The organism is Mesorhizobium sp. WSM1386 (assembly GCF_055901595.1).
In genome coordinates, this window is sequence record NZ_CM148373.1 from 2,330,640 (window position 1) to 2,357,020 (window position 26,381).

At 63.3% G+C, this 26,381-nt stretch carries 29 protein-coding genes; 6 read left to right on the top strand and 23 right to left on the bottom strand.

What is annotated here, in order from left to right; all coding sequences use genetic code 11:
* Nucleotides 1–81: 81 nt before the first annotated feature.
* From AC0NIH_RS11435 to AC0NIH_RS11450, 4 genes are all read right to left on the bottom strand, one after another.
* Nucleotides 82–1,104, bottom strand: a complete 1,023-nt coding sequence (locus AC0NIH_RS11435; RefSeq protein WP_473467985.1) for a glycosyltransferase family 4 protein — start codon at nucleotides 1,102–1,104, stop codon at nucleotides 82–84.
* Nucleotides 1,105–1,382: 278 nt separating this feature from the next.
* Nucleotides 1,383–2,798 (bottom strand): ATP-binding protein, encoded by a 1,416-nt coding sequence (locus AC0NIH_RS11440; RefSeq protein ID WP_023768813.1) that lies wholly within the window; start codon nucleotides 2,796–2,798, stop codon nucleotides 1,383–1,385.
* Nucleotides 2,799–2,845: 47 nt separating this feature from the next.
* A complete protein-coding gene (locus AC0NIH_RS11445; RefSeq protein ID WP_013893504.1) occupies nucleotides 2,846–3,565 on the bottom strand; it encodes a response regulator in 720 nt (239 codons plus the stop codon).
* Complete coding sequence (locus AC0NIH_RS11450) at nucleotides 3,552–4,082, bottom strand: MarR family winged helix-turn-helix transcriptional regulator (protein WP_031258637.1); 531 nt, start codon at nucleotides 4,080–4,082, stop codon at nucleotides 3,552–3,554. The genes AC0NIH_RS11445 and AC0NIH_RS11450 overlap by 14 nt, the downstream gene beginning before the upstream one ends.
* 261 nt (nucleotides 4,083–4,343) lie before the next feature.
* Here AC0NIH_RS11450 and AC0NIH_RS11455 point away from each other — a divergent pair, with 261 nt between their 5' ends.
* The 3 genes from AC0NIH_RS11455 (at nucleotide 4,344) to AC0NIH_RS11465 (ending at nucleotide 6,534) form a co-directional block, all read left to right on the top strand.
* A complete protein-coding gene (locus tag AC0NIH_RS11455) occupies nucleotides 4,344–5,237 on the top strand; it encodes a branched-chain amino acid aminotransferase (RefSeq protein WP_023768810.1) in 894 nt (297 codons plus the stop codon).
* 145 nt (nucleotides 5,238–5,382) lie between these two features.
* Nucleotides 5,383–5,697, top strand: coding sequence for a hypothetical protein (locus tag AC0NIH_RS11460; RefSeq protein WP_013893507.1), 315 nt, complete (start codon nucleotides 5,383–5,385; stop codon nucleotides 5,695–5,697).
* Nucleotides 5,698–5,895: 198 nt separating this feature from the next.
* Nucleotides 5,896–6,534, top strand: a complete 639-nt coding sequence (locus AC0NIH_RS11465) for an MBL fold metallo-hydrolase (protein WP_287269300.1) — start codon at nucleotides 5,896–5,898, stop codon at nucleotides 6,532–6,534.
* A 188-nt stretch (nucleotides 6,535–6,722) separates the two neighbouring features.
* Here AC0NIH_RS11465 and AC0NIH_RS11470 read toward each other — a convergent pair whose 3' ends face one another.
* The 3 genes from AC0NIH_RS11470 to AC0NIH_RS11480 form a co-directional block, all read right to left on the bottom strand.
* A complete protein-coding gene (locus AC0NIH_RS11470) occupies nucleotides 6,723–7,148 on the bottom strand; it encodes a BA14K family protein (protein WP_031250362.1) in 426 nt (141 codons plus the stop codon).
* 189 nt (nucleotides 7,149–7,337) lie between these two features.
* Complete coding sequence (locus tag AC0NIH_RS11475) at nucleotides 7,338–7,550, bottom strand: cold-shock protein (protein WP_008877668.1); 213 nt, start codon at nucleotides 7,548–7,550, stop codon at nucleotides 7,338–7,340.
* Between the two features lie 283 nt (nucleotides 7,551–7,833).
* Nucleotides 7,834–8,046: a cold-shock protein gene (locus AC0NIH_RS11480; protein ID WP_006202520.1), complete on the bottom strand. Its 213-nt coding sequence runs from the start codon at nucleotides 8,044–8,046 to the stop codon at nucleotides 7,834–7,836.
* A gap of 499 nt (nucleotides 8,047–8,545) precedes the next feature.
* Between AC0NIH_RS11480 and AC0NIH_RS11485 the strand changes: the two genes are divergently transcribed.
* Nucleotides 8,546–8,998, top strand: a complete 453-nt coding sequence (locus AC0NIH_RS11485) for a Kazal-type serine protease inhibitor family protein (RefSeq protein ID WP_473467992.1) — start codon at nucleotides 8,546–8,548, stop codon at nucleotides 8,996–8,998.
* A gap of 66 nt (nucleotides 8,999–9,064) precedes the next feature.
* Here AC0NIH_RS11485 and AC0NIH_RS11490 read toward each other — a convergent pair whose 3' ends face one another.
* The 6 genes from AC0NIH_RS11490 to AC0NIH_RS11515 form a co-directional block, all read right to left on the bottom strand.
* Complete coding sequence (locus AC0NIH_RS11490) at nucleotides 9,065–10,627, bottom strand: EAL domain-containing protein (RefSeq protein WP_473467993.1); 1,563 nt, start codon at nucleotides 10,625–10,627, stop codon at nucleotides 9,065–9,067.
* Nucleotides 10,628–10,763: 136 nt separating this feature from the next.
* Complete coding sequence (locus AC0NIH_RS11495; protein ID WP_473467995.1) at nucleotides 10,764–10,982, bottom strand: hypothetical protein; 219 nt, start codon at nucleotides 10,980–10,982, stop codon at nucleotides 10,764–10,766.
* Between the two features lie 91 nt (nucleotides 10,983–11,073).
* Nucleotides 11,074–11,211, bottom strand: coding sequence for a hypothetical protein (locus AC0NIH_RS11500; RefSeq protein WP_023768804.1), 138 nt, complete (start codon nucleotides 11,209–11,211; stop codon nucleotides 11,074–11,076).
* Nucleotides 11,212–11,255: 44 nt separating this feature from the next.
* A complete protein-coding gene (locus AC0NIH_RS11505; protein ID WP_287278243.1) occupies nucleotides 11,256–11,522 on the bottom strand; it encodes a hypothetical protein in 267 nt (88 codons plus the stop codon).
* Complete coding sequence (locus tag AC0NIH_RS11510) at nucleotides 11,519–11,788, bottom strand: hypothetical protein (protein WP_023779620.1); 270 nt, start codon at nucleotides 11,786–11,788, stop codon at nucleotides 11,519–11,521. The genes AC0NIH_RS11505 and AC0NIH_RS11510 overlap by 4 nt, the downstream gene beginning before the upstream one ends.
* Before the next feature lie 186 nt (nucleotides 11,789–11,974).
* Complete coding sequence (locus tag AC0NIH_RS11515) at nucleotides 11,975–12,181, bottom strand: cold-shock protein (protein ID WP_013893516.1); 207 nt, start codon at nucleotides 12,179–12,181, stop codon at nucleotides 11,975–11,977.
* Nucleotides 12,182–12,509: 328 nt separating this feature from the next.
* Here AC0NIH_RS11515 and AC0NIH_RS11520 point away from each other — a divergent pair, with 328 nt between their 5' ends.
* Nucleotides 12,510–12,734, top strand: coding sequence for a hypothetical protein (locus AC0NIH_RS11520; RefSeq protein ID WP_023779621.1), 225 nt, complete (start codon nucleotides 12,510–12,512; stop codon nucleotides 12,732–12,734).
* Between the two features lie 184 nt (nucleotides 12,735–12,918).
* Nucleotides 12,919–14,556 (top strand): tetratricopeptide repeat-containing sulfotransferase family protein, encoded by a 1,638-nt coding sequence (locus tag AC0NIH_RS11525; RefSeq protein ID WP_023779622.1) that lies wholly within the window; start codon nucleotides 12,919–12,921, stop codon nucleotides 14,554–14,556.
* 35 nt (nucleotides 14,557–14,591) lie between these two features.
* Here the strand turns inward: AC0NIH_RS11525 and AC0NIH_RS11530 are convergent, their stop codons facing one another.
* From AC0NIH_RS11530 to AC0NIH_RS11575, 10 genes are all read right to left on the bottom strand, one after another.
* Nucleotides 14,592–14,945, bottom strand: a complete 354-nt coding sequence (locus tag AC0NIH_RS11530; RefSeq protein ID WP_473467999.1) for a DUF1428 domain-containing protein — start codon at nucleotides 14,943–14,945, stop codon at nucleotides 14,592–14,594.
* A gap of 197 nt (nucleotides 14,946–15,142) precedes the next feature.
* Nucleotides 15,143–15,565, bottom strand: coding sequence for a VOC family protein (locus tag AC0NIH_RS11535; protein ID WP_023779624.1), 423 nt, complete (start codon nucleotides 15,563–15,565; stop codon nucleotides 15,143–15,145).
* A 159-nt stretch (nucleotides 15,566–15,724) separates the two neighbouring features.
* Nucleotides 15,725–15,907 carry a hypothetical protein gene (locus AC0NIH_RS11540; protein ID WP_013893521.1) on the bottom strand — a complete coding sequence of 61 codons (183 nt, stop codon included), beginning with the start codon at nucleotides 15,905–15,907 and terminating at the stop codon, nucleotides 15,725–15,727.
* A 133-nt stretch (nucleotides 15,908–16,040) separates the two neighbouring features.
* Nucleotides 16,041–16,340 carry a HigA family addiction module antitoxin gene (locus AC0NIH_RS11545; protein WP_023779626.1) on the bottom strand — a complete coding sequence of 100 codons (300 nt, stop codon included), beginning with the start codon at nucleotides 16,338–16,340 and terminating at the stop codon, nucleotides 16,041–16,043.
* A gap of 14 nt (nucleotides 16,341–16,354) precedes the next feature.
* Nucleotides 16,355–16,636: a type II toxin-antitoxin system RelE/ParE family toxin gene (locus AC0NIH_RS11550; RefSeq protein ID WP_023779627.1), complete on the bottom strand. Its 282-nt coding sequence runs from the start codon at nucleotides 16,634–16,636 to the stop codon at nucleotides 16,355–16,357.
* A 117-nt stretch (nucleotides 16,637–16,753) separates the two neighbouring features.
* Nucleotides 16,754–18,280, bottom strand: a complete 1,527-nt coding sequence (locus AC0NIH_RS11555; protein ID WP_473468001.1) for an ABC-F family ATP-binding cassette domain-containing protein — start codon at nucleotides 18,278–18,280, stop codon at nucleotides 16,754–16,756.
* 369 nt (nucleotides 18,281–18,649) lie between these two features.
* A complete protein-coding gene (locus AC0NIH_RS11560; protein ID WP_473468003.1) occupies nucleotides 18,650–19,555 on the bottom strand; it encodes a DMT family transporter in 906 nt (301 codons plus the stop codon).
* A gap of 309 nt (nucleotides 19,556–19,864) precedes the next feature.
* Nucleotides 19,865–23,035 carry an excinuclease ABC subunit UvrB gene (uvrB, locus tag AC0NIH_RS11565; RefSeq protein WP_473468005.1) on the bottom strand — a complete coding sequence of 1,057 codons (3,171 nt, stop codon included), beginning with the start codon at nucleotides 23,033–23,035 and terminating at the stop codon, nucleotides 19,865–19,867.
* Between the two features lie 128 nt (nucleotides 23,036–23,163).
* Nucleotides 23,164–24,783: a DUF2778 domain-containing protein gene (locus AC0NIH_RS11570; protein WP_473468006.1), complete on the bottom strand. Its 1,620-nt coding sequence runs from the start codon at nucleotides 24,781–24,783 to the stop codon at nucleotides 23,164–23,166.
* A gap of 607 nt (nucleotides 24,784–25,390) precedes the next feature.
* Complete coding sequence (locus tag AC0NIH_RS11575) at nucleotides 25,391–26,332, bottom strand: LysR substrate-binding domain-containing protein (RefSeq protein ID WP_473468008.1); 942 nt, start codon at nucleotides 26,330–26,332, stop codon at nucleotides 25,391–25,393.
* Between the last annotated feature and the right edge of the window lie 49 nt (nucleotides 26,333–26,381).

Sequence of the window (26,381 nt, forward strand, 5' to 3'; positions counted from 1 at the left end):
ACAAGCTCTCGCAAGAAGCGCGCTCGCGGAGATCGAAGCCCGCCGCGCACGATCGCGATGCATCGCAGCGCGCCAGCTCCATCAGGCCGCCAGCTTGCGCGTCCTGCCCAGCGCCTCCTCGACCGCATGGAGGAACATTTCGGCGCAAGCCTTCCAGCTGTAGCGCATGGCGCGTTCGCGAGCCTGAGAGCGGTCGACGTTGAGGGCGGCAAGCGCTGCCTCGCGCAAATCGTTCGAGACCGCGCCGCCAAAGCCGTCGCCGACGATGTCGATCGGCCCGGTCACCGGATAGGCGGCCACCGGCGTGCCGCTGGCCAGCGCCTCGATGATGACGTTGCCGAAGGTGTCGGTGCGGCTGGGGAAGACGAAGACGTCGGCAGAGGCATAGATCTCGGCCAGTTCGTCATTGGGGCGGTGGCCCAGGAAATGCGCCTGCGGGTACCTTGCCCTGAGCTTGGTGAGTTCCGGTCCCTCGCCGACGATCACCTTGCTGCCTGGCAGGTCGAGGTCGAGAAAGGCGGAAAGGTTCTTTTCGATGGCGACGCGGCCGACGCAGAGGAAGACGGGGCCGGGAAAGCCGAGGTCCTTGCGCTTGTCCGGGCGGAAATGGTCGGTATCGACGCCGCGCGTCCACGGCCGCAGCTTGTTGAAGCCGCGCGCCGAGAGATCGTCGGCGAGCGACTGGGTGGCGACCAGCGTGCCCTGGCCGGAATTGTGGAAATCACGAAGCCAGCGATAGGCCCAGCTTTCCGGCACCGGCAGCCGGGCGCTGAGATATTCAGGAAAGCGCGTGTGGTAGCTGGTGGTGAACGGGCGGCCGGCATTGCGGCAATAGCGCCGCGCCATGATGCCGAGCGGCCCTTCGGTGACGATATGGATGTGGTCGGCCTTGTAGGCATCGATCAGCCGCGCGACGTGGCCGGGCGTGGTCAACGCCAGCCTGATGTCGGGATAGGTCGGCAAGGGCAGCGTGCGGAAGATGTTGGGTGTCAGGAAATCGACCGCGACGTCGAAGGATTTCAGGGTTTCGGTGAGCCGCTCCAGCGTGTGGACGACGCCGTTGATTTGCGGGCGCCAGGCGTCGGTGACCATCAAGATGCGCATGGCGGCCCTTTGCTGGAAAGGTCGGCGGTTGCGTTGAGACGATGCCGGAACGGCGACCAGCCCGCCGCCCGCGCTTGGCTCCAGCGCACCTTGGCGGGTACGGGATCGAAGTGAGGCGGCAAGGACGAATCAAGTGTAGTCGCGCGTTTCATGCGTGCTCTTGATCATGATTTCATGACGGGCGGATGAAGCAGCCTTCCGGTTGGGCATGATCTCTGGACAAACGATTTCCGTTTGTCCGAGAAAAGCCGGTTCTACTTTCCGGGATCGTGCCGCGGTCAGGCCGGAACCTTGATCACGGCCCGCAATCCGCCGAGCGGACTGTCGTCGAGGGTGATGTCGCCGCCATGGCTGCGGGCAATGTCGCGGGCGATCGACAGGCCCAGCCCGGTGCCGCTGGCATCGAGGTTGCGGGCCTCGTCAAGCCGTACGAAGGGCTTGAACACGTCCTCGCGCCTGTCGATCGGAATGCCGGGACCGTTATCGTCGACGGTGACGACGAGGGAGCCACGTCCGTGGTCGGCGGTGACCTCCACCGTCTTGGCATAGCGGAAGGCATTGCCGATGACGTTGGACAACAGCCGGGCGAAGGCATTCGGCCGCACATGCACGGTCGGATCGCCGGAAAGCGTCGTCGACAGTTTGCATTTGCGCAGGGCCGCTTCTTCGCCGAGTTTCTGGAAATAAGCTTCGAGGTCGAAGCGTCCCGGATCTTCCGAGGCTTCGCCGCGGGCAAAGGAGAGATAGCCTTCCAGCATCGACTGCATGTCGTCGATGTCCTGGTTGAGGGCCGCCTTGGTGTCGGCCTTGCCGCCGGCCAGCGCCAGCTGCAGCTTGAAGCGGGTGAGGATGGTTCTCAGGTCATGACTGACGCCGGTGAGCATGGCGGTTCGCTGTTCGATCTGGCGCTCGATGCGCTCGCGCATCTGGATGAAGGCAAAGCCGGCACGCCGCACCTCCTCGGCGCCGCGCGGACGGAAATCGCGCGGCATCGGCCGGCCCTTGCCGAAGCTCTCGGCGGCTTCGGCAAGCGTCAGGATCGGCCGGATCTGGTTGCGCAGGAAGGGGATGGCGATCATCAGCAGCACCAGCGAGGTACCGACCATCCAGATCAGGAAGATGTGGGTGTTCGAGGCATAGGCCTGGCTGCGGCGCACGAAGACGCGCAGCACCTTGCCCTCGAGTTGGACGCGCACCTCGACGATGTTGGAATTGCCGACAGTGTCGATCCAGAACGGGCGGTTGATCTGGCGGGTAATCTCGGACGAGAGGACGTCGTCGAGGATCGAGAAGAAGGGCTTCGGCCCAGGCGGCGGCAGGGGGTCGGGAGGCAGGAGGTCGACCTTCAACTGCATGCGATCCTGCGCGATGCGGATGATGTTGGCATAGTCGGCATCGTGCGGATAGGTCTCGATCAGATCGATGATGGCTGCGATGTCGCGCACGGTGGCCTGCGACAGGCGCTGCGTCACGGTCGCCCAATGACGCTCCATGAAGACGAAGGCGACGACCGATTGCAGAAGGATCATCGGCGCAATGACGATGATCAGCGAGCGCGCATAGAGGCGCTTGGGCATGTAAAAAGAAACGAGGCGCCAGAACCGGTTCCAGATGCGCGGCACCGTCTTGAGCGTTCGCGTGGCGCGTGCGCTCAAGGCGTCATTTTCCGGCTGTTCCAGTTCCGTGGTCGCCATTGGCTCTTTTCATCCGCCGGCCGCAATTCAGGCCGCCGCCGGTAACTCTATTCCACGCTGAGCCGATACCCAATACCGCGCACGGTTTGCAGCCAGACGGGGTTGGACGGATCGCGCTCGATCTTGCGGCGCAGCCGGTTGATCTGGACGTCGATGGTGCGCTCGCCGACCTCCGAATCGTCGCCGACCAGTTCGTGGCGCGGAATGGTCTCGCCGGCGCGCGCGGCGAAGATCGCCAGGATCTCCTGCTCGCGGTCGGTCAGCTTCAGCGCCTCGCCGCCGCGCTTCAGTTCACGCCGGGCGATCTGGAAGGTGTAGGGGCCAAAGACCAGCTGTTCGACCTTGGGCGTCGTCGCCGGGCCGCCGCGGCGCAGGATGTTGTTGATGCGCAGGATCAGCTCGCGCGGATCGAAGGGTTTTGGCAGATAGTCGTCGGCGCCGGCCTCCAGTCCGGAGATGCGGCTGTCTGTCTCCGACAGCGCCGTCAGCATCAGGATCGGCACGTTCTTTTCGGCGCGCAACGATTTGGTGAGATCGACGCCGCTTTCGCCCGGCATCATCACGTCCAGCACGAGCAGGTCGAAATCGAGGCCGGCGAGCTTGCGCCGGGCTTCGTCGGCATTGCCGGCAACGGTAACGCGAAAGCCGTTCTCGGTCAGATATTGCTTGAGAAGATTGCGGATGCGGGTGTCGTCGTCGACCACAAGCAGATGCGGCGCGTCGTCGTCCGGTGCGGCCGCCTGATCGACCCTCTCAGTGCTCTCCATGGCTTTTCCCTGACATTTTTGCGGACCCAACGTCGATCTGAGCTCTCAGTTCCGGATTGACCATCGCTTCGAGGAAGCGTTCCACCAAGGTCCGTTCGGTGGCTCCGGAATCTTCCAATGCAGCACGGATGCGGCGCGACTGTGGCCGCGCCAGGGCCAGAGCCAGCGCACGGCCCTTGGCCGTCGGATAGAGTTCGCGCTGGCGGCGGTCGCGCGGACCTTGCAATTGCACGACATGGTCGGTGTCGATCAGTTGCTTGAGCACGCGCGCCAGGCTCTGCTTGGTGATCTTGAGCACGTCGAGCAGTTCGGCGACCGTCAGGCCCGGCCTGCGGTTGACGAAATGCAGCACCCGGTGGTGGGCACGGCCGAAGCCGTAATCGGCCAGGATCTGATCGGGATCGGAGGTGAAGTCGCGATAGGCGAAGAAGAACAGCTCGATGATGGCGAAGTCGATGCCGTCCTCGTCGGTGATCGCGGTCCTGATCGGTTTCCCTGCGTGGCTTCGATCCGTCATCATTTCTCCATGGGAAAGGGATATTATGTCAGTACTATTGACGTAATTTCCCTGCAATGGTAATTTTTGACAAGCTTTTGGGCGGATTGCGAACGAAAAGGCAAGGCAAGCCGGTTTTTCCGGAACTTCCTGAGTTTGCCAGAGCGTGAATATCCGCTTACGCTTCGAGACACCGGCCGGCGTCTCCAATCACATGGCACGGCCAAAAAGAACACGCAACGACACTAAAGATATGCGGGCCGCGGCCCGCGGGAGGTTACCATGGCATCCGTTCCCTTCGACCAACTGGACGGCTTCATCTGGATGAACGGCGAGTTCGTCCAGTGGGGCGACGCCAAGATCCACGTGCTGACGCACGGCCTGCACTATGCCAGCGCCGTCTTCGAGGGCGAGCGCGCCTATGGCGGCGAGATCTTCAAGCTCAACGAGCATACCGAGCGCCTGCATGAATCGGCGCGCCTGCTCGGCTTCAAGATTCCCTATTCGGTCGCCGAGCTCAACGACGCCTCGACCACGCTGTTGAAGAAGCAGGGTTTCCAGGACGCCTATGTCAGGCCGATCGCCTGGCGCGGCAGCGAGCAGATGGGCGTTTCGGCCCAGAACAACCGCATCAACTGCGCCATCGCCATCTGGCAGTGGCCGAGCTATTTCGATCCGGCGCAGAAGCTGAAGGGTATCCGTCTCGACATAGCGGAATGGCGCCGGCCCGACCCGCGCACCGCGCCGTCCAAGTCGAAGGCCGCCGGCCTCTACATGATCTGCACCATGTCCAAGCACGCCGCCGAGGCCAAGGGTTATGCCGACGCCATGATGCTCGACTGGCGCGGGCAAGTCGCGGAAGCAACCGGCGCCAACATCTTCTTCGTCAAGGACGGCAAGATCCATACACCCAAGCCCGACTGCTTCCTCGATGGCATCACTCGCCGCACGGTCATTGGGCTGGCCAAGGATCGCGGCCTTGAGGTCATTGAACGTGCAATCATGCCGGAAGAGCTCGAGGGCTTCGAGCAATGTTTCCTGACCGGGACGGCTGCGGAAGTAACGCCGGTTTCGGAGATCGGGCCTTACCGATTCGAGGTTGGTGAAATCGCAAAGAATCTCATGAACGACTATTCTGTCGCGGTTCAGCCGAAGCACGCGATCGCTGCAGAATAACGAAAGTCACAGCTTTTTTCGCAAGCAGGGGCGGTTTTCGGATCGCCCCTTTTATTTCAGCGTTTCTGCATTTGACTTTCGTCCAATTCGGCGTCTCATGATGCTGTCGGCCCGGGAGGCTGGCAGCTATGGAGGGACTAACCATATGGACATGAACACGCTTCTTCCGATCATTATACAGGTGATTACAGGCATCATCGGTGGTCAGGCGGTCGGTGCGGCGCTCAAGACGGCAGCGATGGGTCAGCTTCCCAAAATCCTGGGCGGCGCCATTGGCGGCGTCGGCGGTGCGGCCATCCTCGGCAGCCTGCTCGGCGGCACGGTCGATCCGGCAGCGGCAGCGGCGGCAACGAGCGGTCTCGGCAGCGCGCTCAACCTGCAGAACATCGTCGGCGGCGCCGGTGGCGGCGCGATCCTGACCGGCATTCTCGGCGCGGTCATGGGCGCCATGAAGAAATAAGCCTGTCACTCGGGGTGGCCAAGTGGGCGGCTTCGGCCGCCCATTTCTGTTTTGAAGCGCCACTTCTTTCGTTGAAGCGCCATTTCTGTCGTTGAAGCGCCATTCCTGTCGTTGAAGTGAGTGGCTGTTCGTCCCCTCGAGGGTGGACGCCCTTCGCTGCTGCCTCTACATGACGGCCGAGATAGCGAAAGGACGATCATGGGTCAGCTCAATGCCGGCATCGTGCCGGTCACACCGTTCCAGCAGAACTGCACCGTCCTGTTCGACATGGACGACAAGCACGGTGTGGTCGTCGATCCGGGCGGCGACATCGACAAGGTGCTGGCGGTGCTGAAGGACAATGCGATCACGGCTGGAGCGATCTGGATCACCCATGGCCACATCGACCATGCCGGCGGCGCGATGGACTTGAAGGAGGCGCTCGGTATCGAGATCATCGGTCCGCATGCGGCCGACAAGCCGTTGCTCGACAATCTGGCGAACCAGGGCAGGCGCTACGGCATCGACGGTTCGCGCGATTGCGTTCCCGACCGGTTCCTCACCGAGGGCGAGACCGTATCGTTCGGCGGCCATGTGTTCGAGGTGCTGCACTGCCCGGGTCATGCGCCTGGCCATGTCGTCTACTACAACCGCGCGGCCAAGTTCGCCCATGTCGGCGACGTGCTGTTCCGCGGCTCGGTCGGCCGCACCGACCTGCCGGGCGGCGACCACGCGACGCTGATCGCGTCGATCAAGGACAAGCTGCTGCCGCTCGGCGACGATATCGGCTTCATCTGCGGCCATGGCCCCGGCGGCCGTTTTGGCGAAGAGCGCAGGACCAATCCGTTCCTGACTTGAATCCTTCGGACTGGATCCGAGCCGACCTCAGAAGAGTTCCGAAGCGGCAACACTACAAAAAAGCGCCGACCATGCAGCCAGCGCTTTTTTGTGGGGCAGGGAAGCCCTAAAGCGCTTTCGCGCTTTGAAATTCTATCTTGTGCAAGTCGTTATCCCAAAACCGCTGCGCACTTTTGGGCGACATGCACTCAGTTGGCGGTGCAGAAATGCTGCTCGCCGTCATTGCCGGTGAAGGTGCCGGTACGCGAGTTGAAGCTGCGGTAGCGGTCCGAGCAGTACTCGTACCAGTCACGCGTCCACGGTTCGGCATAACGGTCGGCATAGACCACCCGCGGCTCAGCGTAGTAGCGGCGGACCGGGGCCGGGCGCACCACGACGTCACGATCGTAGTAACCGTCATCGTAGTAGCGGTCAGCGTCGGGTGGCGGCCGGTCGTTGGCCAACGCGCCACCGATCAGGGCACCGGCGGCGAGGCCGAGGACGCCGGCGGCAACGGCATCGCCATTGCCGTGGCGGTGATGGCGCCAGTCACGCGCGTTGGCGGCGGGCAAGGTCGCGAGCGTGGTGGCGACCACGGCGGCGGACAGCACGGCTGTCTTGAAAATTCGGTTCATCTTGGTCTCCTTCGTACCGGGCCGTGCAGTTTTGCAGGGGATGCGGTCCGGCTTTACCAAAGACTAATATGCGACCGTGGCTGAACGGAGGCTGAACGGATTTCGACGGGTCGATCCAAAAAGCGCCAAAAAACACGCTCGCAATTGAGCAGAACCGGCCCGCCGAGCCGACCTGTATCCGAAGCCGGCTCAGCCGACCGACAGGTTGACGGCCTTGGGCCCCTTGCCGCGCTTGTCCGGCTCGGTGTCGAATGTCACTTTCTGCCCATCTTCGAGACCGGGAAGACCCGACGCCTGCACGGCCGAAATATGGACGAAGACATCCTTCGCGCCATCGTCCGGCGTGATGAAGCCGAAGCCCTTGGCATGGTTGAAGAATTTGACGGTGCCGGTCTGCGGCATGGGAAGCTCCTTTGATCCCATAAACTCCAGTCTCGGGCCGGCAAATGCCCGAGAGGAAATTTGTCCTTTATTTTAGCGTCATCGGCAAGAGAAAGTTTTACAGGCACTTAAAGCGTTGTGATGCATGTCGTTGACCTAAAACCGGATCCGGTTTTGGGCGACGTGCATTCAAGCTGCGTCGCCGACATGAAAAATCATCGCGCCTTCCAACTGTTTGCATGCCCAGGGCCAAGCCCTGGTGCCTCGTTCGCACATCCGCAGGGACGTGCGACGCGTCGACGGTTCAGGCCGCGCGCAGGTTGACGGCCTTCGGGCCCTTGCCCATGCGATCCGGCTCGACGTCGAAAGTGACCTTCTGGCCGTCGACCAGCGTGCGCAGGCCCGAGGCCTCGATCGCGGAAATATGGACGAACACGTCCTTGGCGCCGCCGTCGGGCGTGATGAAACCGAAGCCTTTGGTCGCGTTGAAGAATTTAACGGTGCCGGTCTGGGCCATTGGGGAAACTCCTTCACCCGTTCAGTCTTTGGTGGTCCTGCCCGCCACTGGCGTCGAGGGCAGTTCCCGGTGGTTGCTTTCGGCAGTCATGCATTGGCGCATGGTCAAACCCCCCGCCGAAAAACGGGGCCGTCAGAGATTCACAGTATCGGGGAAAGGTCGTCCAAAACGTTCCGCTCTCCGGGTCGCAAATGCCCGAACACGGAATTTATCGCACGGAAACGTGAAGGTTGCAAGATAGCGTCGCGGGCCGCCACATTGGGCGCATCCCGACGCAAGAATCGACCGATCTGAATGTCGATCGGCCGCAAATAGGCCTCGTTGCCGGGCGGGTCATCGGCCCACGGCCATGGTCAAGCATAGGCCAGCGACACCGGAGGCGCGGACCGGTCACCGCCACTCCCGTCGCGGTTTGCCGTGCGGGCTGCAAACGGGGGTTGCATTTGGAGGGCGAATTGCGAGGATCATCATCAGGGATGGGATCGAGGGAGAGATCAGCATGAAATTTCAGGCGTCATTTTTCTCCAGGCAAGGGTTTGGCTTCTCCAGACTGGGGTTCGGCTACTCCAGGCAAGGGTTGGCCGTCCTGTTCCTGTCGGCGCTTCTGGCCGCCTGCACCGTCGTCGTCGATGACGGGCCGGGGCCGCGTCCGCGACCACCGCGGCCCGAGCCGCAATTCTGCACCAAGCAATACGAGCCGGTCTGTGCCCGGCGCGGTGGTGACCGCCAGACCTTCGCCAATGCCTGCCTTGCCGACCGCGCCGGCTACCGCATCGTGCGTGACGGTCCCTGCCGCGATGGCGGCGGTGGTGGCGGTGGCGAAGAGCAGACATTTTGCACCCGCGAATACGCTCCCGTCTGCGCCCGCCGGCATGGCGAGATGCGCAGCTTCCCCAATGCCTGCGAAGCCCGCGCCGCGGACTATCGTGTGGTTGGTGACGGGCCGTGCTGAAAAAAGCCCCGTGCTGAAAGCGTAGGCTTGCGCCTTCTCCCACGAATCGGGAGAGGGCGCGCATGCTCAGCGTCCGCCTGGCCGTATCTTCGCCTGCCGACAATAGGCGATGAACTCGGCCGCGGGCATCGGCTTCGCAAACAGCCAGCCTTGGCCATATTCGACGCCGCGTTCGACGAGGTAGTCGGCCTGCGCCTGGGTTTCGACGCCTTCGGCGACGATCGTCAGCTTCAGCGTCTTGGCCATGTCGATGATGTGCGGCGTCACCGAACTGGTGGCGGAATTCGTGCTGATCGTGTCGATGAACGCCTTGTCGATCTTCAGCGCATCGAGCGGCAGGCCTTCGAGATGGGAGAGGCTCGAGTAGCCGGTGCCGAAGTCGTCGATCGCCACCGCATGGCCAAGTTCGCGGGCACGGGCGAGCGCCGATCGAGCCGCCTCGATATCGACGAAGCCGCGCTCGGTCGCCTCGAGCCAGATTTGCTGCGGCTGGATCCCGGTGTGCTGCAGCGCCTTGGCGATAATCGGCAGAACCCGCTCGGTGCCGACATCCGCCGCGCTGAGATTGATGGCGATGTGAATGGAGCGGTCGGCAACCAGAAGGCTGTTCAGGTCGAACACGACGAGCGCGATCACCTGGTCGGTAATGGCGGTGATCAGGCCGCTCTCCTCGGCAAGCGGAATGAAAAGATCGGGCCGCACCAGGGAGCCGTCCGGCCGCTTCCAGCGCACCAGCGCTTCGGCGCCGACGCATCTGCCGGTCTTGAGATCGACGATCGGCTGATAGTGCACCATGAACTCGCGCTTGCGCACGGCGATCTGCAACTCTCCCAGGGGTGAAAGCCGTCTTCGGGAAAACCAGACGACCATGCCGATGATGAAGGCGGCAATGAAGGCGCCGAGCGGGAGGAGCAAAAGCTGCTGCCGGCGCACGCTGTCCAGAATCTGGCTTTCCGGTTCGGTGGCGACGGCGATCCAGCCGGTGCCGCGCGCGGTGGCAAACAAAAGGCCGTCGTCGATGCCTTCCTCAGGACCGGCGATGATCTTTTCAACCCGCGCCGGATCGGGGCCGTTCAGCGTGCCGAGCAGGATGCCGGTTTTCGTCGTCAAAGCGAGCTGGACACCGGGATCGACGACGACGTCGGCAAAGCGCACCGGATCGACCAGGGCGTTGTGGTGCTTGAACTGCAGCGCCATCAGCGTATGGCCCACGCTCATCACGGGCTGCATGCGGGCGGTTACGGCGATGCCGTCACTGGTGATGAAGTCCGGCCTGGAACGCGCGACGCGGCCCTCGGTCGGTCCCCACGACGAGCATTTGAGCAGGCCATTTTCAAAATAGCCCATTTCCTCGATGGTGCGCGTGTTGATGGTAAGTTGCCGCATGCGGGCTATGTGCTCCGCCGAACAGGGGATGCCGCTGAACCGGTCTATCTGCCGCAAGGCATCGTTCGCCTCATCGAGCGACATGTCGGCCCTGGCGATGGCGCGGCTGGCGAACTGGTGCAGCCGTTCGTATTCGTTCTGGACGGCCTGGGTCCATGAAAGGTGAAACATCGCGGCGATGGGCACGATGGCGCCGAGCAAGGCCAGCACCACCGCCGTCACGATGATGCGAGACCTGTCCATGTGCCTCCTGCCTTGGCCGACGATCGCGCCGGGCGGCCCACAATGCCTCGGCCCGATTGGCGGCCGCGTTCAGGCGGATCTTATGGCCTCGTCCTTACGTCAACTTTAATGGGGTCATGCAGCAAATGCTTCTCGTCTAGGTCGGATACGCCCCATCGGCCGGCCCGGCATAAAGTTCGCTGCCGTTTTCATCGGAAATGCGCAGGCGATCGGGGACTTGCGGCATGGCCAGGCTGTGGAACAGCGCGGTCGCACCTTGCAGCGCGGCACGCAAGGTCGGCGCTTCCAGCGACACTTTGTCGAGCGTCGCTTCCTCTGCGTCACGCGACCGGTAGAACTCGATGACGAAGTTCAAGCAAGTCTCCGTGGCAAGCGTTGCATGGGCCTGTTGGGTCCGTCGCCTTAGCAGAAGACGGAGAGGGACACACGAGGCGCCCCCTAGTTCGTCAGCCCTTGGACTTCGGCTTCAGGCCGTTCTCCGCCTGCTTGACCGACGAGCCGAACGGGGAGGCGGCCTTGGCTACCACCTTGTCCTTCTTCGGCTTGCGCGTTTCGCGATTGCTTCGCTGCTGACCTTTGGCCATCTTGGCTGCTCCTCATGCGTGTTGGTTTGGCGTTTGGCGCGGTCTCAGACAATCGGATTGTTGGCAACAATCGGATTGTCGGCCGGTTCGAGATTGTCTTCCGTGGTAACCCGCTCATGGGTCTCGTGTTCGCTGCGGATGCGGTATTGCGGGGAACCGTCCTTGACCGGCAACCTGCTCTTGATTTCGAACAGGTCCGCGGTCTTGAGGAGAAGGCCGCCACGGCCTTTCATGCGCACGGTCTGGCCGACGGCAAAGAGGTGCGAGGGGGTGTCGTTGCGCGGCCGCGCATTCGGCTGGAAACGGATCATGCTGCATTCTCCCGGTCGCGCTTCAGCGCTGTTTCGAGGTCCAGGTAATCGATGGCGACGAGCTGGCTGGTGGGCGGGTTCTTCACCGCCCTTGCCGGCAGATGGATGAAGGTGGCGACGCGGCGCCAGGCAAGCCGCGACATGCCTTCGACCAGCTCTTCGTCGTGATCGATGTCGTAATCGCCAGCCGGCAATTGGCCCTCCAGCCCGCCGAGCACGAACGGTGCGGTGAAATGGGCGATGGAATGGGTGGTGCGGTCCGGCATTGTCCTGGCCCTGATAGTTTACGCCTTGATATTTTTACGCCTTGGGGGGCGCATGCGAAACGGCGATCCTGAAGGCAAAAAAGCGGGGACGAGCCCCGCTTTCCTATTTCCGGCAATCGCTGGAAATAAGCCGCTTTCGAGAGCTGCCAGTACATCCGTGGTCAGCGTTCATCGAATTCGGCCGGATCAGATTAGTTGCAAATTGGCGGCCGATTCGCGGCCCTTGGCGTCACGCTCCAACTCGAATTGCAGCTTCTGGCCTTCGGCGAGACCCGGGAAACCGGCGCGCTCCAATGCGCTGACATGGACGAAAACGTCCTTGCCGCCGTCGGCCGGCTGAATGAAGCCAAAGCCCTTCTGGCCATTGTAGAATTTCACGGTTCCGGTGTTCATGAATGTCTTTCGCGGATTGAGAAATCGTCGCACGGCCAATGTGCCGCGCGCCCGGTATCGATGATTTGGCATGAGATTGGCGGGTCGAGAACCTCTGACGCCGCGAGATGCCAATTCTGGCCCAAACGATGCCTGTTATATATAGATCGGCTGGGCGCCGTCTTCAAGATGATTCATGAAATCCGCCCGCCTTCGGTAAAAAATAGATCGCTATAAATACCAATATAATTCTGCTATGATTGCAAAATATTTCAAAAAATTCTGACGGTGCACGGGGATATTTCCCGGGCTCAGGTATTTTTATTTACTACGGAACGAGGACAAATCCATGATTTACACAAGAAGCTCAAGGGGAAAGACCGCGGCGGTCAATCCGATCATCAAGCCGACCACCATACATGCCATTGCTGTCGGCCCCACCGGCCAGCCGATGATCGTCAAGTCGGCACGGCTGACCATCAGAAGCGATGAGGCGGCACGGCGAACGATCGCCGACACCGATGGCACCGTGAGGCGGGCCAGGCAGGTTGCCGAGACCAATCGTCTGATCTGATCGCCCTCACGACGGATAGGGCTGGGAACCACGCAAAGCCTTGAACCCGCCGCGCCAATGGCTTAGATCGCGGCAGGCGGACAAACACGGCAGGTTTCCCATTAACAGAGATCAGAGAAGAGCGGCGGGTGCGGGAGCGAGGTCTGGCGCTGGCGGACAGCCGCCGCTGGGGCTCGACCAGTATGTGCAGCAGGCGCTGCAACTCCATCAGGCCGGGCGCCGTCAGGAAGCCGAGGCGATCTACCGGCAGGTGCTGGCGCGTCAGCCCAAGCACGCGGCCGCGGCGCATTTCCTGGGATTGCTGCTGCACCAGACCGGGCGCAGCGACGAAGGGCTGGATCTCATCGAACAATCGGTGCAGTTGCAGCCGACCAATCCCGACTTCCTCAACAATTTCGGCACGGTGATGCGCGATCTCGGCCGCCCTGCCGCGGCCATCGATTTCTTCCGTGGCGCGGTGGATCTGCGGCCGGACCAGCTCGCTGCGCGCGACAATCTCGGTTCGTCGCTGAAGCAGGTCGGCCAGTTCGAGGAGGCCGAAGAGATCTATCGCGGCACCGTCGCACGCAACCCGTTTCATGTGCGCGCCCGCATCGGGCTTGCCGAAACGCTCCAGGAGGCCGGGCGGCTGGACGAGGCGCTGGCGGTTTTCCAGGAGGCACTGACCATCCGCCCCAAGGATGCCGATCTGTTGCACGGGCTCGGCGTCGGGTTGATGGAAAAGGGCAAGCTCGACGAAGCGGCCGATCTGTTCCGGCAGGCGTTGGCGGTCAATCCCGGCATGGCCACGGCCTGGCTGATGCTGGCGCAGGTCAAGCGACAGCAGGAGCGCGACGCCGAATTGGCCGGCATGGAAGCCCAGCATGCCAAGGCGCCGCAGGGCAGCCTGGCACGCATGCAGCTGTCCTTCGGACTCGGCAAGGCCAACGACGATCTGAAGGACTACAACAGGGCCTTCGACTATTTCACCGAAGGCAATGCCATTCGCCGCAAGGGGATCAACTATGATCCCGTCAGGACGCGCGCTGAATTCGAGGCGATGAAGACGGTGTTCAACGCCGGCTTCTTCGAAAGGCACAAGCCGAGCCCGATCACCGATGACGCGCCGATCTTCATCGTCGGCATGCCGCGTTCGGGTACGACGCTGGTCGAGCAGATCATCGCCAGCCATCCACAGGTCTATGGCGCGGGCGAGCTCAGCATCCTGAAGAAGGCGGTCGGCAAGCAGTTCCCGGCGACGATGCCGGGCGGCTTCCCCTGGGGCGTAACGGATACGGACGATTCGGATTTCGCCGAGGCAGGCCGGGCCTATCTCGACATGCTGCACGCCCGCTTCCCGCATATGCGCCATGTCACCGACAAGATGCCGGGCAACTTCCTGCTCGTCGGCTTCATCCACATGATGATGCCGAAGGCCAGGATCATCCATTGCGCCCGCGATGCGGCGGCGACCTGCCTGTCGATCTACAAGGTGCATTTCCGCGGCGACAGCCATCGCTACGGCTATGATCTCGGCGAACTCGCCGACTTCCACAATCTCTACACCGACATCATGGCGCATTGGCACAGCGTGATGCCGGGCGTCGTGCACGACTTGCGCTACGAGGATTTCGTCGCCGACCAGGAAGGGCAGAGCCGGGCGCTCATCGACTATCTCGGCCTGCCATGGGACGATGCCGTGCTGTCTTTCCACCAGACCGACCGGCCTGTGCGCACCGCATCGGCCGCGCAGGTGCGCCAGCCGATGTACCAGGGCTCGGTCGACCTGTGGAAGCGCTATGGAGACAGGCTGAAGCCGCTGCTTGATAAGCTCGGCGGGTAATAGATTGGCAACAGGCGCTCAGTTGCGCCAGCTGCTCAAAGCTCCATGAACGGCTGGAAGCCGCCGAAGATCATGCGCTTGCCGTCGAACGGCATGGTCGACCAGTCGGACTGCAGGCGAGGATCGGCCATCACCTTGGCCATGACCGCATCGCGACTCTGCCTGGATTCGTAAACGGCCCAGGAGAAGATGACGACCTCGTCGTCCTTGGCCTGGACGGCGCGCGGGAACGAGGTGACCTCGCCATAGGGCACGTCGTCGCCGATACATTCGACATAGGCCAGCGCGCCGTGTTCCATCCATATCGGGCCTGCGAGGTTGGCGAGTTTCTTGTAGTCGTCAAGTTTAGCCTTAGGCACGGCAAGCACGAAACCGTCGACATAGGACATGGTGGAACTCCTCATTGGTGGGTTCTTCCTTCTCCCCCTTGTGGGAGAAGGTGGATCTGTTCGCAGCGCCGAGACGGATGAGGGGTGTTCCAGCTTGGCGCCAAGTTACCCCTCACCCGGATTGCCAACCGAATTGCGAAAGGCAATTCGGGGCAATCCGACCTCTCCCACAAGGGGAGAGGTTAAAAGCTTCCGCCTTACTTCACTGGCGCATTCATGGCCCAGGCGACGCCGAACGGATCGTTGATCTGACCCCAGCGGTCGCCCCAGAACATCACCTGCAGTGGCGTGACCACCTCGCAGCCGGCATCGACGGCGCGCTGCCACCAGGTGTCGATATCGCCATCGCCGAGATGGAGCTGCAGCGTGTAGCCCTGCGCCTTCTGATGCGGATGGCCGTGTTCGGGATAGGCGTCGCAAAGCATCAGCGTCGAGCCGTTGATGTGGAGATGGATGTGCATGGTGCGGCCCTGCTCGTCGGCCGGATAGGCAAAGACCTGCTCGGCGCCGAAAGCCTTCTTGTAGAATTCGGCGGCCTTGAAGGCGCCGTCCACCTGCAGATAGGGGGTCAATCCGCCGAGCACTTCTGCCCTGGGCTGAACGGGGGTCTGGTCGGTCATCTCTTGCTCCTCTTTGGGTTAACTTGGCTTTGCCAATCCCAGGACGCACGGGACGACTGCTATCCTACATGGCCGCAGAATTTTTTTCGCAGGCGGGGCCCGGACAGGCCGGGCAACCGGAGGGTTTGAACGACAGGCACATGGGCCGGTTCGCCGCGGTCAAATGATTTTGGCCGAGAAGGTAGCCGCGCGACGGCTGTCTTGCGCATCCAGGATTTCCGGAAAGCCGATGTCCTTGCGCAGTTCGGCCGGCAGCGAGAGCAGGATGCGTTCGCTGCGATGGCGGGCACGCGCTGCCGCGTATTGGGTTGCGATGCGACCGATGGATGAAAGGACGGACATGATGCATTCTCCCTGGGTTGACGCCGGCATCATCGTGTCGGCATCCCAAGGACGAGGCAGGTTCAGGCAATCCGACACAGCTCTTGAATCTTTTTCGAGCAGCTTGAGACCGGCTGTTCTGGCGCTATTTACCTTAAGCAACGGTCTCCAAACGTTCGATCGTTTCGAGATCGGCTTTCTTGGCCTCTCCCTCCACGGCAAGATCGTAACTCGCCTGCATGTTCATCCAGAACTGCGGCGTGGTTCCGAAAAACTTCGCAAGGCGCAGGGCGGTGTCGGGCGTTACCGGTGTCGTCTCTCCGGCCAGGCGCTCGATGCGTGTACGTGGCACATGCAGCTTCTTGGCCAGCGTATACGGCTTCAGGCCAAGCGGGACGAGGTATTCCTCGCGAAGGATTTCTCCGGGATGGATAGGCGGGTTGATGTTCAGCATTTGACATCTGTCCTTCAATGGTAGTCGGTTATTTCGACGCCCTCGGCTTGTCCATCCACCCAGCGAAAGCAGATGCGAAACTGATCGTTGATGCGGATGGAGTGTTGGCCGGCCCGATTGCCTTTCAGGGACTCAAGCCTGTTGCCTGGGGGCGTCTTCAGGTCCGACAACTCGGTCGCGTTGTCGATCATGAACAGTTTCCGTTGGGCTGATCGGACAAGGTCCGATGGAAAGCCCTTTGGAGACTTGCCGTTCGAAACGGCCTCGCTGGTCTTGTCCTTGAACGAGCGTATCATTTGTCGAATCCAATGGACGTACCATCACACGATACGTTTCGGGAGTCAACGGTACGTCTCATGGAATGATACGAACCTCCGACCTGCCGACGGCAGGCCGGAGTTCCGTTTCTCCGCTCAACCGGTGACTTCAGCCACCTCCCGGAAGAAATCCTCCGGGTCGTCCGCCTCGGTCAGCTTCCGCTTCTCGATCAGCCAGAAGCGGTTGCCGATGGCGCGGATGAAGGAGCGGTCGTGCGAGGCGAGCACGCAGCTTGCCTGGTGCTTGAGCAATTCCTCCTCCAGCGCTTCCTGGCCGTCGATGTCGAGATGGTTGGTCGGCTCGTCGAGCAAATAGAAGTTGGGGTTGGCGAGCCTGAGCGCCAGCATCATCAGCCGTGCCTTCTGGCCGCCGGACAACACGCCGATCTTCTTCTCCTGCATCTCGATGACCACGCCGGCGCCGGCAAGCAGCGAGCGGGCGCGTTGCTCGCCGACATCGTGGCGGCGAGAGACCATGGCCAGCGGCGTGTCGTCGCCGCTGATGCCCGACAGCGCCTGGTCGCTGTAGCCAAGCACCGTCGACGGCGTCACCTTCACATTCTGAACGGTGTCCGGCTCGAGGATGGCGTTGCGGATCAGGGTGACGAAGCGCGACTTGCCGACGCCATTGCGGCCGAGCAGCACGATGCGGTCTCCCTGGCAGATGTGGCGCTTGCCGGTTTTGAACAGCAGCGTGCCGTCGGGCGTTTCAATCGCCGCATCGTTGAGCGTGATCAGCACTTTGGCGTGGGTGCCGCGATTGGCCAGCCTTATTGCCCCGGCCGACTTCTCGCGATGCGCCGGATTCGCCGCCTCTTCCAGTCTTTCCGCCCGCTGGTTGAGCTGCTTGGTCTTGACCGTCAAAAGATCGCTGCCCGAATTGATGCCGATGTTATTGAGCTTGGCGGCCTGGCGGCGCAGTTGCTGCGCCACCTTCATGTCGCGCTGGAACTTGCGCTCGGTCGAGGCGTCGACCTCGTCGAGCGCCTGCCGGGCGCGGGAGTAGGGCAGCGCAAACACCGGCGACTGTTCCGGGCGCAGGAACAGGGTGCGGTTGGTGGTAGCGTCGAGGAAGGCGCGGTCATGGCTGGCGATGACGACAGGCACCTCGCGCGGCAGCGCGTTCATCCAACTTTCCAACTGGCTGATGCGGGCGAGGTCGAGGTGATTGGTCGGCTCGTCGAGCAAAAGCACGTCCGGATCGGTGACCCAGACGCGGGCGATCAGCGCCAGCCTCTGCCAGCCGCCGCTCAGCGCGCGCATTTCTCGCTCGCGCATTGCCTCCGGCACATCAAGCGAATCCAGCACCACATCGACGCGCCACATCTCACTGTCGGCCTGCTCGGGCGGCAGGGCGTCGGCCACCACCTGATGGAAGGTGCGGTCGAGCAAGGCAGGGGCAACGGACTGTTCGACATGGCCGACGCGCAGGCCGCGCGTGCGGGTGATGTCGCCCGACGTCGGCTCCATCTCGCCGGTCAGGCATTTGAGCAAGGTCGACTTGCCGCGACCGTTGGCGGCGACGATGCCGAGCCGGTCGCCGGTGCCGATGGTGAGGTCGAGATTGGAAAACAGCGGCGCACTCATGGTGACGCCGAGGGATTTGAGGCTGATCAGGGCCATTGTGATTTCGCTTTTTTGGTTGGCGCATGATCCTTTCCGAAACCATCCGGCTGTCGGGGTCATGCGCTCTTGCCGGAGACAACTCCGGATACACTTTGACGGTGCGCTGCTGGCCATCAGGCTCGGCATTGCAGCACCACGAAGGGCAGACCAAAAAATCGAAGCGGGAAAAACCCGGACCGTGGTCAGCCCTGCAAGCAAGCTCGCAGGGCAGAAATCGGGCCACGCTGACGATGGTGACGATGAAACGTGAACACGTGAGCCCTCCTTTCAGACGTTCGAGTACAGAGCCCGAGGCTCTGTTCTCTTGTTAAAGCATGATCTTGCCCGAAAACCAGATTCCACTTTTCGGGATCATGCTAGAGGCGGTTACACCAAAGGTTGGGCCGATGGCAAGACGGCCGCTTCCGTCCGGCGCGGGAACGGGTCCAGCACCAGTATGCAGCCGCCGATGATCGCCGTCGCGCCGAAGCCCTGGACGACGGTCAGCTGCTCGCCGAGCAGAAGCGTTCCGGCCAGCACCGCTATCGTCGTAACCGCGAATTCGACGCTGATCGTCCTGGTGGCGCCGATGCTGGCAACCAGCCGGAAATAGACGATGTAGGTCAGCGCGCTCATCACGCAGGCGAGAAGGGCGAGGTAGAGAAAGTCGACGGGGCGTGGCATGGCCGGAACGGGTACTGCCAACAGCAGCGGCAGCGTCATCAGGCCGCCGAACAGGAAAGCGGCGCCGGTGAGCTCGAATGAGCCCGCCGCGCGCAGATGGCGGTTGGCATAGTTGCTGCCGAAGGCGGCGGAGAAGGAGCTGAACAATGAGGCGGCGCAGCCGAACGCGAAGGGTGCCGTGACCGGGACGGCGGGAAAGCCGACCAGCACGGTGATGCCGGCGGCGCCGAGCAGCAGGCCGGCCAGTCCGCGAACAGTGATGCGTTCAAGCTCCCACAATTGGCCGAGGATCATCGAGAACAGCGGGATCGCGGCAACGAGGATCGCCGCCATCGCGGTGCCGATGCGCGGGGTGGCGTAGGACAGGCCGATCAGTTGCGCCGCGACCGTCGTCGCGCCGACCACGGCGAAGTGCCGCCAGCCGGCGCTGAAATCGAGCCGCCGCCGCGTCGCCGCCGCGAGCAGGAAAAGCGTGATGCCGGCGATCAGCGCGCGCAAGGTGACCGCACCGACCCAGCCGAAGGCATGCACCACCTTGAGCAGGACGAGGAAGGACAGGCCCCAGGTGATGGCCAGGAAGACGTAGGCGGCGATATCCCTGGGTTTCATGGGTGGGCCGGCGGAATGTTGCGTGGAGAAGCGGAATTGCAGCCGTGCGTATCGTTTCCGCCGCTCGGCGGCAAGGAATGGCTCATGGTCCAGAGGTGGTTGCGGCTGGGCGAAGCGGGATGGTAGGAGCGGAGCGCTTTGCCTTCCCACAGGGGGAGAAGCGCAACCATTAGCTCAGGCGACGTGGTTTACGGGTGGATTTTTGCTCCAGGGAATACCAACGTTTCACTCCGCTGGAACACCCCTCAACCGTCTCGGCGCTATCGCGCCGATCCACCTTCTCCCACAGGGGGAGAAGGAAAGAGGCCGCTACCGTCCCGGCCGACCCGTCTTGCCCGGCCGGCGCTTCTCTCGGCGGGCGTCGACTGGATCCTCATACGAGCCGATGCCGGCGCGCTGGCGAATGATTGGTTTGTCGTCGCGATCCCTCGCGCCCCCCTCGGCCCTGCCGGGCATCTCCCCCGCTTGGGGGGAGATTGGCTGCGGCTTGGCGGGCAGCTTTCCTTCGACCGGCTTTTCCGTGCGTCGCACGGTCATCTCGTCGAGCGAGTTCTTCTTGAACAGCGGCTTGGTGGCTTCGCCTGGAATGCCGAAGTCGGAGCCGTGCGCCTCGGACGCCGACTGTTTCTTGAACAGCGAGCGCGATACGGCACCCGCCGGCGTCGGCATATCGGTGCCGGGGCCCATGTCGTCGATCGAGGGTTTGGCAAACAGCGGCTTCTTCACCGGGACAGCGCCGTCGGCGCCCATCTCGTCGAGATTAGGCTTGCGGAAGAGGTTGGGCCGGGCAGCCTTGGCCGCCTCTTCGGCGGCACGCGCTTCCTCGAACTTGCGGAAACGCTCCTGTTCCTCCGCCGTACGGTGTTTGGCCACGCCCTTGTTGTGCTTGCCCTTTTCGCGGCCCGAGGCAGGGCTTTGGCCTTCCACCTCGCGCGCCAGCGGATCGTCGGAAATCGACAGTTCCATCTCGCGCAGTCGCTTGATCTCGTCGCGGATGCGGGCTGCCTTCTCGAAATCGAGGTTGGCGGCGGCGTCGCGCATCTGCTTGTCCATGGCGTCGAGATGGGCCTTGAGATTGTTGCCCATCATGGCGCCGGCACTGTCGGTGAACTGCGAGATGTCGGCGCGGACATGGTCCTTCTCGTAGACCGAATCCAGAATGTCGGAGATGCGCGACTTCACCGATTCCGGGGTGATGCCGTTGGCCGCGTTCCACTCCATCTGCTTTTCGCGGCGGCGGTTGGTCTCGGCCATCGCCCGTTCCATCGAGCCGGTGATCTGGTCGGCGTAGAGGATGACTTTGCCGTCGACGTTTCGGGCCGCGCGGCCGATAGTCTGGATCAGCGATGTCTCGGAGCGCAGGAAACCTTCCTTGTCGGCGTCGAGGATGGCGACGAAACCGCATTCGGGAATGTCGAGGCCTTCACGCAGAAGGTTGATGCCGACCAGCACGTCGAAGGCGCCGAGGCGCAAATCGCGCAGGATTTCGATGCGTTCCAGCGTATCGATGTCGGAGTGCATGTAGCGCACGCGGACGCCTTGCTCATGCAGGTATTCGGTCAGGTCCTCGGCCATGCGCTTGGTCAGCACGGTGACCAGCGTGCGGTAGCCGGCCTTGGTGGTTTCGCGGATCTCGCCGACGACATCGTCGACCTGGCTTTTGGCCGGGCGCACTTCGACCGGCGGGTCGATCAGGCCGGTCGGGCGGATGACCTGTTCGGCAAAGACGCCGCCGGCCTGCTCCATCTCCCAGCCGCCCGGCGTCGCCGACACCGCGACCGAGAGCGGGCGCATGGCGTCCCATTCCTCGAAGCGCAACGGGCGGTTGTCCATGCAGGAGGGCAGGCGGAAGCCATACTCCGCCAACGTCGCCTTGCGGCGAAAGTCGCCACGATACATGCCGCCGATCTGCGGCACGGTGACGTGGCTTTCGTCGATGAAGACCAGCGCGTTGTCGGGGATATATTCGAACAGGGTCGGCGGCGGATCGCCGGGCTGGCGGCCGGTGAGATAGCGCGAATAGTTCTCGATGCCGGCGCAGGAACCGGTGGCTTCCAGCATCTCCAGGTCGAAGCGGCAGCGCTGTTCAAGTCGCTGTGCCTCCAGCAGGCGGCCGGCGCGTTCCAGTTCCACCAGCCGGTGCTTGAGCTCTTCCTTGATCGACTTGATCGCCTGGTTCAGGGTCGGACGCGGCGTCACATAGTGCGAGTTGGCGTAGATCTTGACGCTTTTCAGCTCGCCGGTCTTCTGCCCGGTCAGTGGATCGAACTCGGTGATCGATTCGATCTCGTCGCCGAACATCGAAATGCGCCAGGCACGATCCTCAAGGTGGGCCGGAAAGATCTCGATCGTATCGCCGCGCACGCGGAACGAGCCGCGGACGAAATTGATGTCCTGGCGCTTGTATTGCTGGGCGACGAGGTCGGCAAGCAGCGCGCGCTGGTCGAGCCGGTCGCCGATCTGCATCTGGAAGGTCATCGCCGTATAGGTCTCGACCGAGCCGATACCGTAGATGCAAGACACCGAGGCGACGATGATGACGTCGTCGCGCTCGAGCAGCGAGCGCGTCGCCGAATGGCGCATGCGGTCGATCTGCTCGTTGATCGAGGATTCCTTCTCGATGAAGGTGTCGGTGCGCGGAACGTAGGCCTCCGGCTGGTAATAGTCGTAATAGGAGACGAAATACTCCACCGCATTGTCGGGGAAGAATTTCTTGAACTCGGAATAGAGCTGCGCGGCCAGCGTCTTGTTGGGCGCCAGGATCAAAGCAGGGCGCTGCGTCTCCTCGATCACCTTGGCCATGGTGAAGGTCTTGCCGGAACCGGTGACGCCGAGCAGCACCTGGGTGCGGTCATTGTTGTCGACGCCTTCGACAAGGTCCTTGATGGCGGTCGGCTGGTCGCCGGCGGGTTCGAAATCCGACACCATCTTGATGGCGATGCCGCCTTCGGATTTTTCCGGACGGGCAGGGCGGTGCGGCGTCCACAGCACGCCGTCCTTGTGCAGCGGATTGCCGGATTCGATCAGTGCGGAGAGGGCGGCCACCGTCGCGGTGACGCCGCTCGAGGTCATCGTCTCGGCCTCTTCCAGCGAGACGTCGAGGCCGGCGACCGGGTTGAGGCCGGCGGCGGTGCGCTCGCGGGCGGTGGCCGCGCCGCCCATCGAGGTGCCGCGCGCCGTGCGGCCCGGGGCGGCGGAGCGCTCGGGTATCTTCTTCGACGGTTTCGGCGATTTGCCGCCGTCGCCCTTGCCGGTCTGGCGCCCTTCCTTCTCCGCCTCCTGCTCGATCTGCTCGGCCCAGTCGGCGATCGAACCGGTCAGCGGCGTGCCCGACAGCTCGGGTTGCGGCATCTCGGCGAAGCCGCCTTTGTGCAGCGGTTCGGAGGCGTCGAGGAAATCGGTCAGCGGGCTGCGCCGCTTGGGCGCGGCGCGGTCGTCATTCGCCGTCGGCGGCGTTTTCTTGTCGGGGGATCTGGCCATGTCCCGAATATGGGAGGTCTTGGCCAAAATGGAAAGAGTGGGATGGGGCGGGGCACGCCGCCAGACGCGGCTCCTGACAGGAGGCTGTCAGGAGGAGAAAGCCACGGCCCGTGCCTGTCCGATCCCGATCAGGCGCCGCTTCCGTTGGATGCTACCCGCGTCGCCGATCCGTTCAGGCGCGGCACGACGACCAGCCGCTTGATCTTGCCCTTCTTGTAGGCGGCGAGGAAGCGCGCATAGTCCTTGAAGGCAACGCAGCCGCTGGACTGTCCGTAGCGGCCGCGAAGCAGGTAGCTATGGGCCAGGAAGCCGTCGCGATTGTATTTGTTGCGGCCATCGACCGGGGTGAGGCGCAACGCCTCGACACCGTGGAAGCGAGCCTCGCGCAGCGACAGATTGTAGGTGTTGGGCGGCGTCGGTCCACGGTTCTTCTGGTTGACATAGCGCGGCTGGTCCGTCATGGCGCCGACGCCCGAATGCGCTTCGAGCCTCTCGCCGTCCGGCATGTAAACCATGCCGGCGCTGATGTCATAGACGGCAACGCCGTGTCCTGCACCGCTTCCGGCGCTCGGCCCGTTGAACAGGTTTCTGAACGCCTGGCCAAGGCCGCCCGAAGGCGTGTCCGGCTTGGCATAGGCCAGCACGTCGCCGCCTTGGCGGCCTTGCCTGGCCTGTTGGGCCGGCTTTGCCTGGGGAGCCGGCTTCTGCTGCGCGATCTTGGGCTGCGGAGCCGGCTTGTCCTGCTCCACGGCCTTGTCCTGCTCCACGGCGTTGTCCTGTTCCACCACCTTGGGCCGCTGCGGCGCGTCATATTGCGGGCGACGAGTCGGCAGCGGCACGTCGTCGGTCAGCGCGTCCGGCAGCGAGGCGGCGTCGCCGGGCTGCGCCTTTTGGGTCTCGACAGGCGCGACCGCGACATCGGCCGAGGCGCCGGTCATCGGCAGCGGTGAGGCGAAGGCTTCGTCCTCGACCGGCATCGACTGGACGAGAGCGAGCGCCAGCTGCGCGTTGTCAGGCGTCTCCGGCTGGGCAAAACCCGTCGGCGCCGGTGCGGTCTGCACGACAACGGAGCCGGTGCCGGCGCGGGCGAAGCGTTCCGCCGCGGGCGGTGGAATGTCGTCCGACAGGCTGGCCACGACCTTGACGGACGGCACCAGCGACGCCTGGGTAATCTGGGCCCCGATGCTGGAAATCACTGGGCGGGCGTCGGCCGTGGCGACAGGCTTGCCGGCGCCGGCAAAGGCGGCCGCGAGCTTGGTCGGCGACAGCGATGCCTCCATGCGTTCGAAGCGCTCCTGCGCCTTCGACTTCAAGACCGCCGGCTTTGCCGATGCCACGAGGCGTGCGGATTTCTCCGTATGGGGGCTCACCCTGGCCAGCTTGAAACAGCTGGCGCCGCATTGCACGGCATGATCGTGCAGGGCTTGTGCGCCGCCATGGGCATTGGCCAGCACGAACGGCGCCGAGGATGTCAGGAAATGTTGTTTCAGCGGATCGGCCAGCGCCAGCGAGCCCGGCATGGACAGCGTCTGCGGCAGGCCGCCCGACGTCGCCGACAACGAGGCGCCGACCGAACTGAGGCCGGCCATGGTGCCGACCAGCCAAAGGCCCACGGCAGCGCCGACGCCGGGCACGGCGACCCAGCGGACGATCCGTTCAGGGGTGAAGGATGAGGAACGTGGAGCGTCGCAGGCATTCTCGCCCTCCAAACGCGTGTCCCCGACAATGTTTCTACTCAAGAACGCCATGCCACCAATCTTGCTCCAATCGGCTCCCACGTCCGCGGCTGTGATAGCCGCGACGACCATTCTGTGAGTGATCCCAGGTGGTCCCCGACGCGTTTTCCGCGCCTGTCGTTAGTTGCCGATTGCTTCAAAATATGGACAAAGTTGGTTAACCAATCCCTCTCAAAACCAACAGAGAGACGTGGACTTTGTGCCGAAAAAGGCTTGTCCACGACCATGCACGCGGTATTGCAGCCCTTCCAATCCTGTTTTGCTGCCCGTTTTTGTCCGGCAAGTCAAGCAAAACAGCCCTTGCTAATTTGTGCGGGTGGCTGTTCGGCCGGTCATGCCACGATGGCGGGCGCTCGTTGCGTGGCGTCGGGAAGGCCTTGGGCACCGTCAAAAAATGTTGCCCGCCTGCCACAAATTCTTGGCCCGGACGGCTGTCTCGCGACGGCCATTGACTCGTTTTGGGAGCCGGTGCAACGCCAAGTCGGATCCGCCGCTGCGGCTCGAAGCAGGCACCATTGCCATCCTCGCCTCGGATGCCGGCCACGATACATTCATCACGCGGGCCCTTCGTCGGCAATCCATTGCAGTGGTTGCTTGGGAGGCTGCACGGGGTTCCGCGTTAAGGCAGGCTTACTGCGGGCAGGGCGCCATCGATACCGATGTCGGCGATCTCAGCCAGTTCGGCGGCAACGGTTGCGGCACGGCGGGCCTTCGGACCGTGCTGTGGCCAGACGAGACGGCGCTTGATGGTCAGCGCCGGCACGTCACGGGCGATCTCGATGAGATGGCCGAGATCGAGATGGCGTCGCAACACCAGTTCGCTCGCCAGCAGCGCGCCCATGCCGGCGATCGCCGCTTGTGCCGCGACGATCGTCAACCCGAAGCGCGGGCCCTGGTCGATGGCTTTCGGCTGGCGGCCGGCCGCCGCGAACCAGTCGCGCCAGGAGGGATAGACGTCGTCGCCCATCGTCGGGTCGATGTGCAGCAGCGGCATCCTGTCCAGCACCTCGGCCGCGTCCGGCCTGACATGGCCGCGTACCAAGGTGGGCGCGCAGGCCGGGATCACCCGCTCGGTGAACAGGTCGAGCGATGCGAGGTCGGGGGCGGCACCCCGGCGATAGCTGATGGCGAGATCGACGCCTTCCTCCTGCATGGCATCGTGCGCGACGGAGGCGACGATGCGGACATCCAGCCTGCCCAGCGCTGCCCGCACCTTGTTGAGCCGGGGTGCCAGCCAGAGCGAGGCGAAGGACGGATCGGCCGCGATGGTGAAGGTCTCGGCCCGCCGTTCGAAGCGCAGCCGCCGCATGCCGGAGGCGAGCGCGTCGAAGCCGCGATCGATGTCGGGCAATGCGGCCTCGGCGGCGCGGGTCAGGGCAATGCCGTTGCCCTCGCGGTGGACCAGCTTGATGCCGAGCCGCTCCTCCAACTGCCGGATCTGGTGACCTATGGCGCCGGGCGTCACGCCCAGTTCATCGGCCGCGCGCGTCAGGCTGCCGGCCCTGGCGGCGGCCAGCAGCGCGCGCAGGCCGGAGAGCGGCAAGTCCCGCAACCTTGTCATGTTTTGAGTTTACCTCAAAAGCTTGAGAAGGAAACTCATTTGAAGAGCG

Excerpts from the sequence above, each read along its gene's own strand:
- AC0NIH_RS11480 (WP_006202520.1), bottom strand. The coding sequence starts at position 8,046 with ATGGCCCAGACCGGCACCGTTAAATTCTTCAACGCGACCAAAGGCTTC.
- AC0NIH_RS11560 (WP_473468003.1), bottom strand. The coding sequence starts at position 19,555 with ATGAAACCCAGGGATATCGCCGCCTACGTCTTCCTGGCCATCACCTGG.
- AC0NIH_RS11485 (WP_473467992.1), top strand. The coding sequence starts at position 8,546 with ATGAAATTTCAGGCGTCATTTTTCTCCAGGCAAGGGTTTGGCTTCTCC.
- AC0NIH_RS11450 (WP_031258637.1), bottom strand. The coding sequence starts at position 4,082 with ATGACGGATCGAAGCCACGCAGGGAAACCGATCAGGACCGCGATCACC.
- AC0NIH_RS11440 (WP_023768813.1), bottom strand. The coding sequence starts at position 2,798 with ATGGCGACCACGGAACTGGAACAGCCGGAAAATGACGCCTTGAGCGCA.
- AC0NIH_RS11570 (WP_473468006.1), bottom strand. The coding sequence starts at position 24,783 with ATGGCGTTCTTGAGTAGAAACATTGTCGGGGACACGCGTTTGGAGGGC.
- AC0NIH_RS11465 (WP_287269300.1), top strand. The coding sequence starts at position 5,896 with ATGGGTCAGCTCAATGCCGGCATCGTGCCGGTCACACCGTTCCAGCAG.
- AC0NIH_RS11540 (WP_013893521.1), bottom strand. The coding sequence starts at position 15,907 with ATGTCCGTCCTTTCATCCATCGGTCGCATCGCAACCCAATACGCGGCA.
- AC0NIH_RS11575 (WP_473468008.1), bottom strand. The coding sequence starts at position 26,332 with ATGACAAGGTTGCGGGACTTGCCGCTCTCCGGCCTGCGCGCGCTGCTG.
- AC0NIH_RS11505 (WP_287278243.1), bottom strand. The coding sequence starts at position 11,522 with ATGATCCGTTTCCAGCCGAATGCGCGGCCGCGCAACGACACCCCCTCG.
- AC0NIH_RS11520 (WP_023779621.1), top strand. The coding sequence starts at position 12,510 with ATGATTTACACAAGAAGCTCAAGGGGAAAGACCGCGGCGGTCAATCCG.
- AC0NIH_RS11460 (WP_013893507.1), top strand. The coding sequence starts at position 5,383 with ATGGACATGAACACGCTTCTTCCGATCATTATACAGGTGATTACAGGC.
- AC0NIH_RS11455 (WP_023768810.1), top strand. The coding sequence starts at position 4,344 with ATGGCATCCGTTCCCTTCGACCAACTGGACGGCTTCATCTGGATGAAC.
- AC0NIH_RS11470 (WP_031250362.1), bottom strand. The coding sequence starts at position 7,148 with ATGAACCGAATTTTCAAGACAGCCGTGCTGTCCGCCGCCGTGGTCGCC.
- AC0NIH_RS11555 (WP_473468001.1), bottom strand. The coding sequence starts at position 18,280 with ATGGCCCTGATCAGCCTCAAATCCCTCGGCGTCACCATGAGTGCGCCG.
- AC0NIH_RS11500 (WP_023768804.1), bottom strand. The coding sequence starts at position 11,211 with ATGGCCAAAGGTCAGCAGCGAAGCAATCGCGAAACGCGCAAGCCGAAG.
- AC0NIH_RS11545 (WP_023779626.1), bottom strand. The coding sequence starts at position 16,340 with ATGCTGAACATCAACCCGCCTATCCATCCCGGAGAAATCCTTCGCGAG.
- AC0NIH_RS11435 (WP_473467985.1), bottom strand. The coding sequence starts at position 1,104 with ATGCGCATCTTGATGGTCACCGACGCCTGGCGCCCGCAAATCAACGGC.
- AC0NIH_RS11550 (WP_023779627.1), bottom strand. The coding sequence starts at position 16,636 with ATGATACGCTCGTTCAAGGACAAGACCAGCGAGGCCGTTTCGAACGGC.
- AC0NIH_RS11475 (WP_008877668.1), bottom strand. The coding sequence starts at position 7,550 with ATGCCGCAGACCGGCACCGTCAAATTCTTCAACCATGCCAAGGGCTTC.
- uvrB (WP_473468005.1), bottom strand. The coding sequence starts at position 23,035 with ATGGCCAGATCCCCCGACAAGAAAACGCCGCCGACGGCGAATGACGAC.
- AC0NIH_RS11445 (WP_013893504.1), bottom strand. The coding sequence starts at position 3,565 with ATGGAGAGCACTGAGAGGGTCGATCAGGCGGCCGCACCGGACGACGAC.
- AC0NIH_RS11490 (WP_473467993.1), bottom strand. The coding sequence starts at position 10,627 with ATGGACAGGTCTCGCATCATCGTGACGGCGGTGGTGCTGGCCTTGCTC.
- AC0NIH_RS11535 (WP_023779624.1), bottom strand. The coding sequence starts at position 15,565 with ATGACCGACCAGACCCCCGTTCAGCCCAGGGCAGAAGTGCTCGGCGGA.
- AC0NIH_RS11530 (WP_473467999.1), bottom strand. The coding sequence starts at position 14,945 with ATGTCCTATGTCGACGGTTTCGTGCTTGCCGTGCCTAAGGCTAAACTT.
- AC0NIH_RS11515 (WP_013893516.1), bottom strand. The coding sequence starts at position 12,181 with ATGAACACCGGAACCGTGAAATTCTACAATGGCCAGAAGGGCTTTGGC.
- AC0NIH_RS11510 (WP_023779620.1), bottom strand. The coding sequence starts at position 11,788 with ATGCCGGACCGCACCACCCATTCCATCGCCCATTTCACCGCACCGTTC.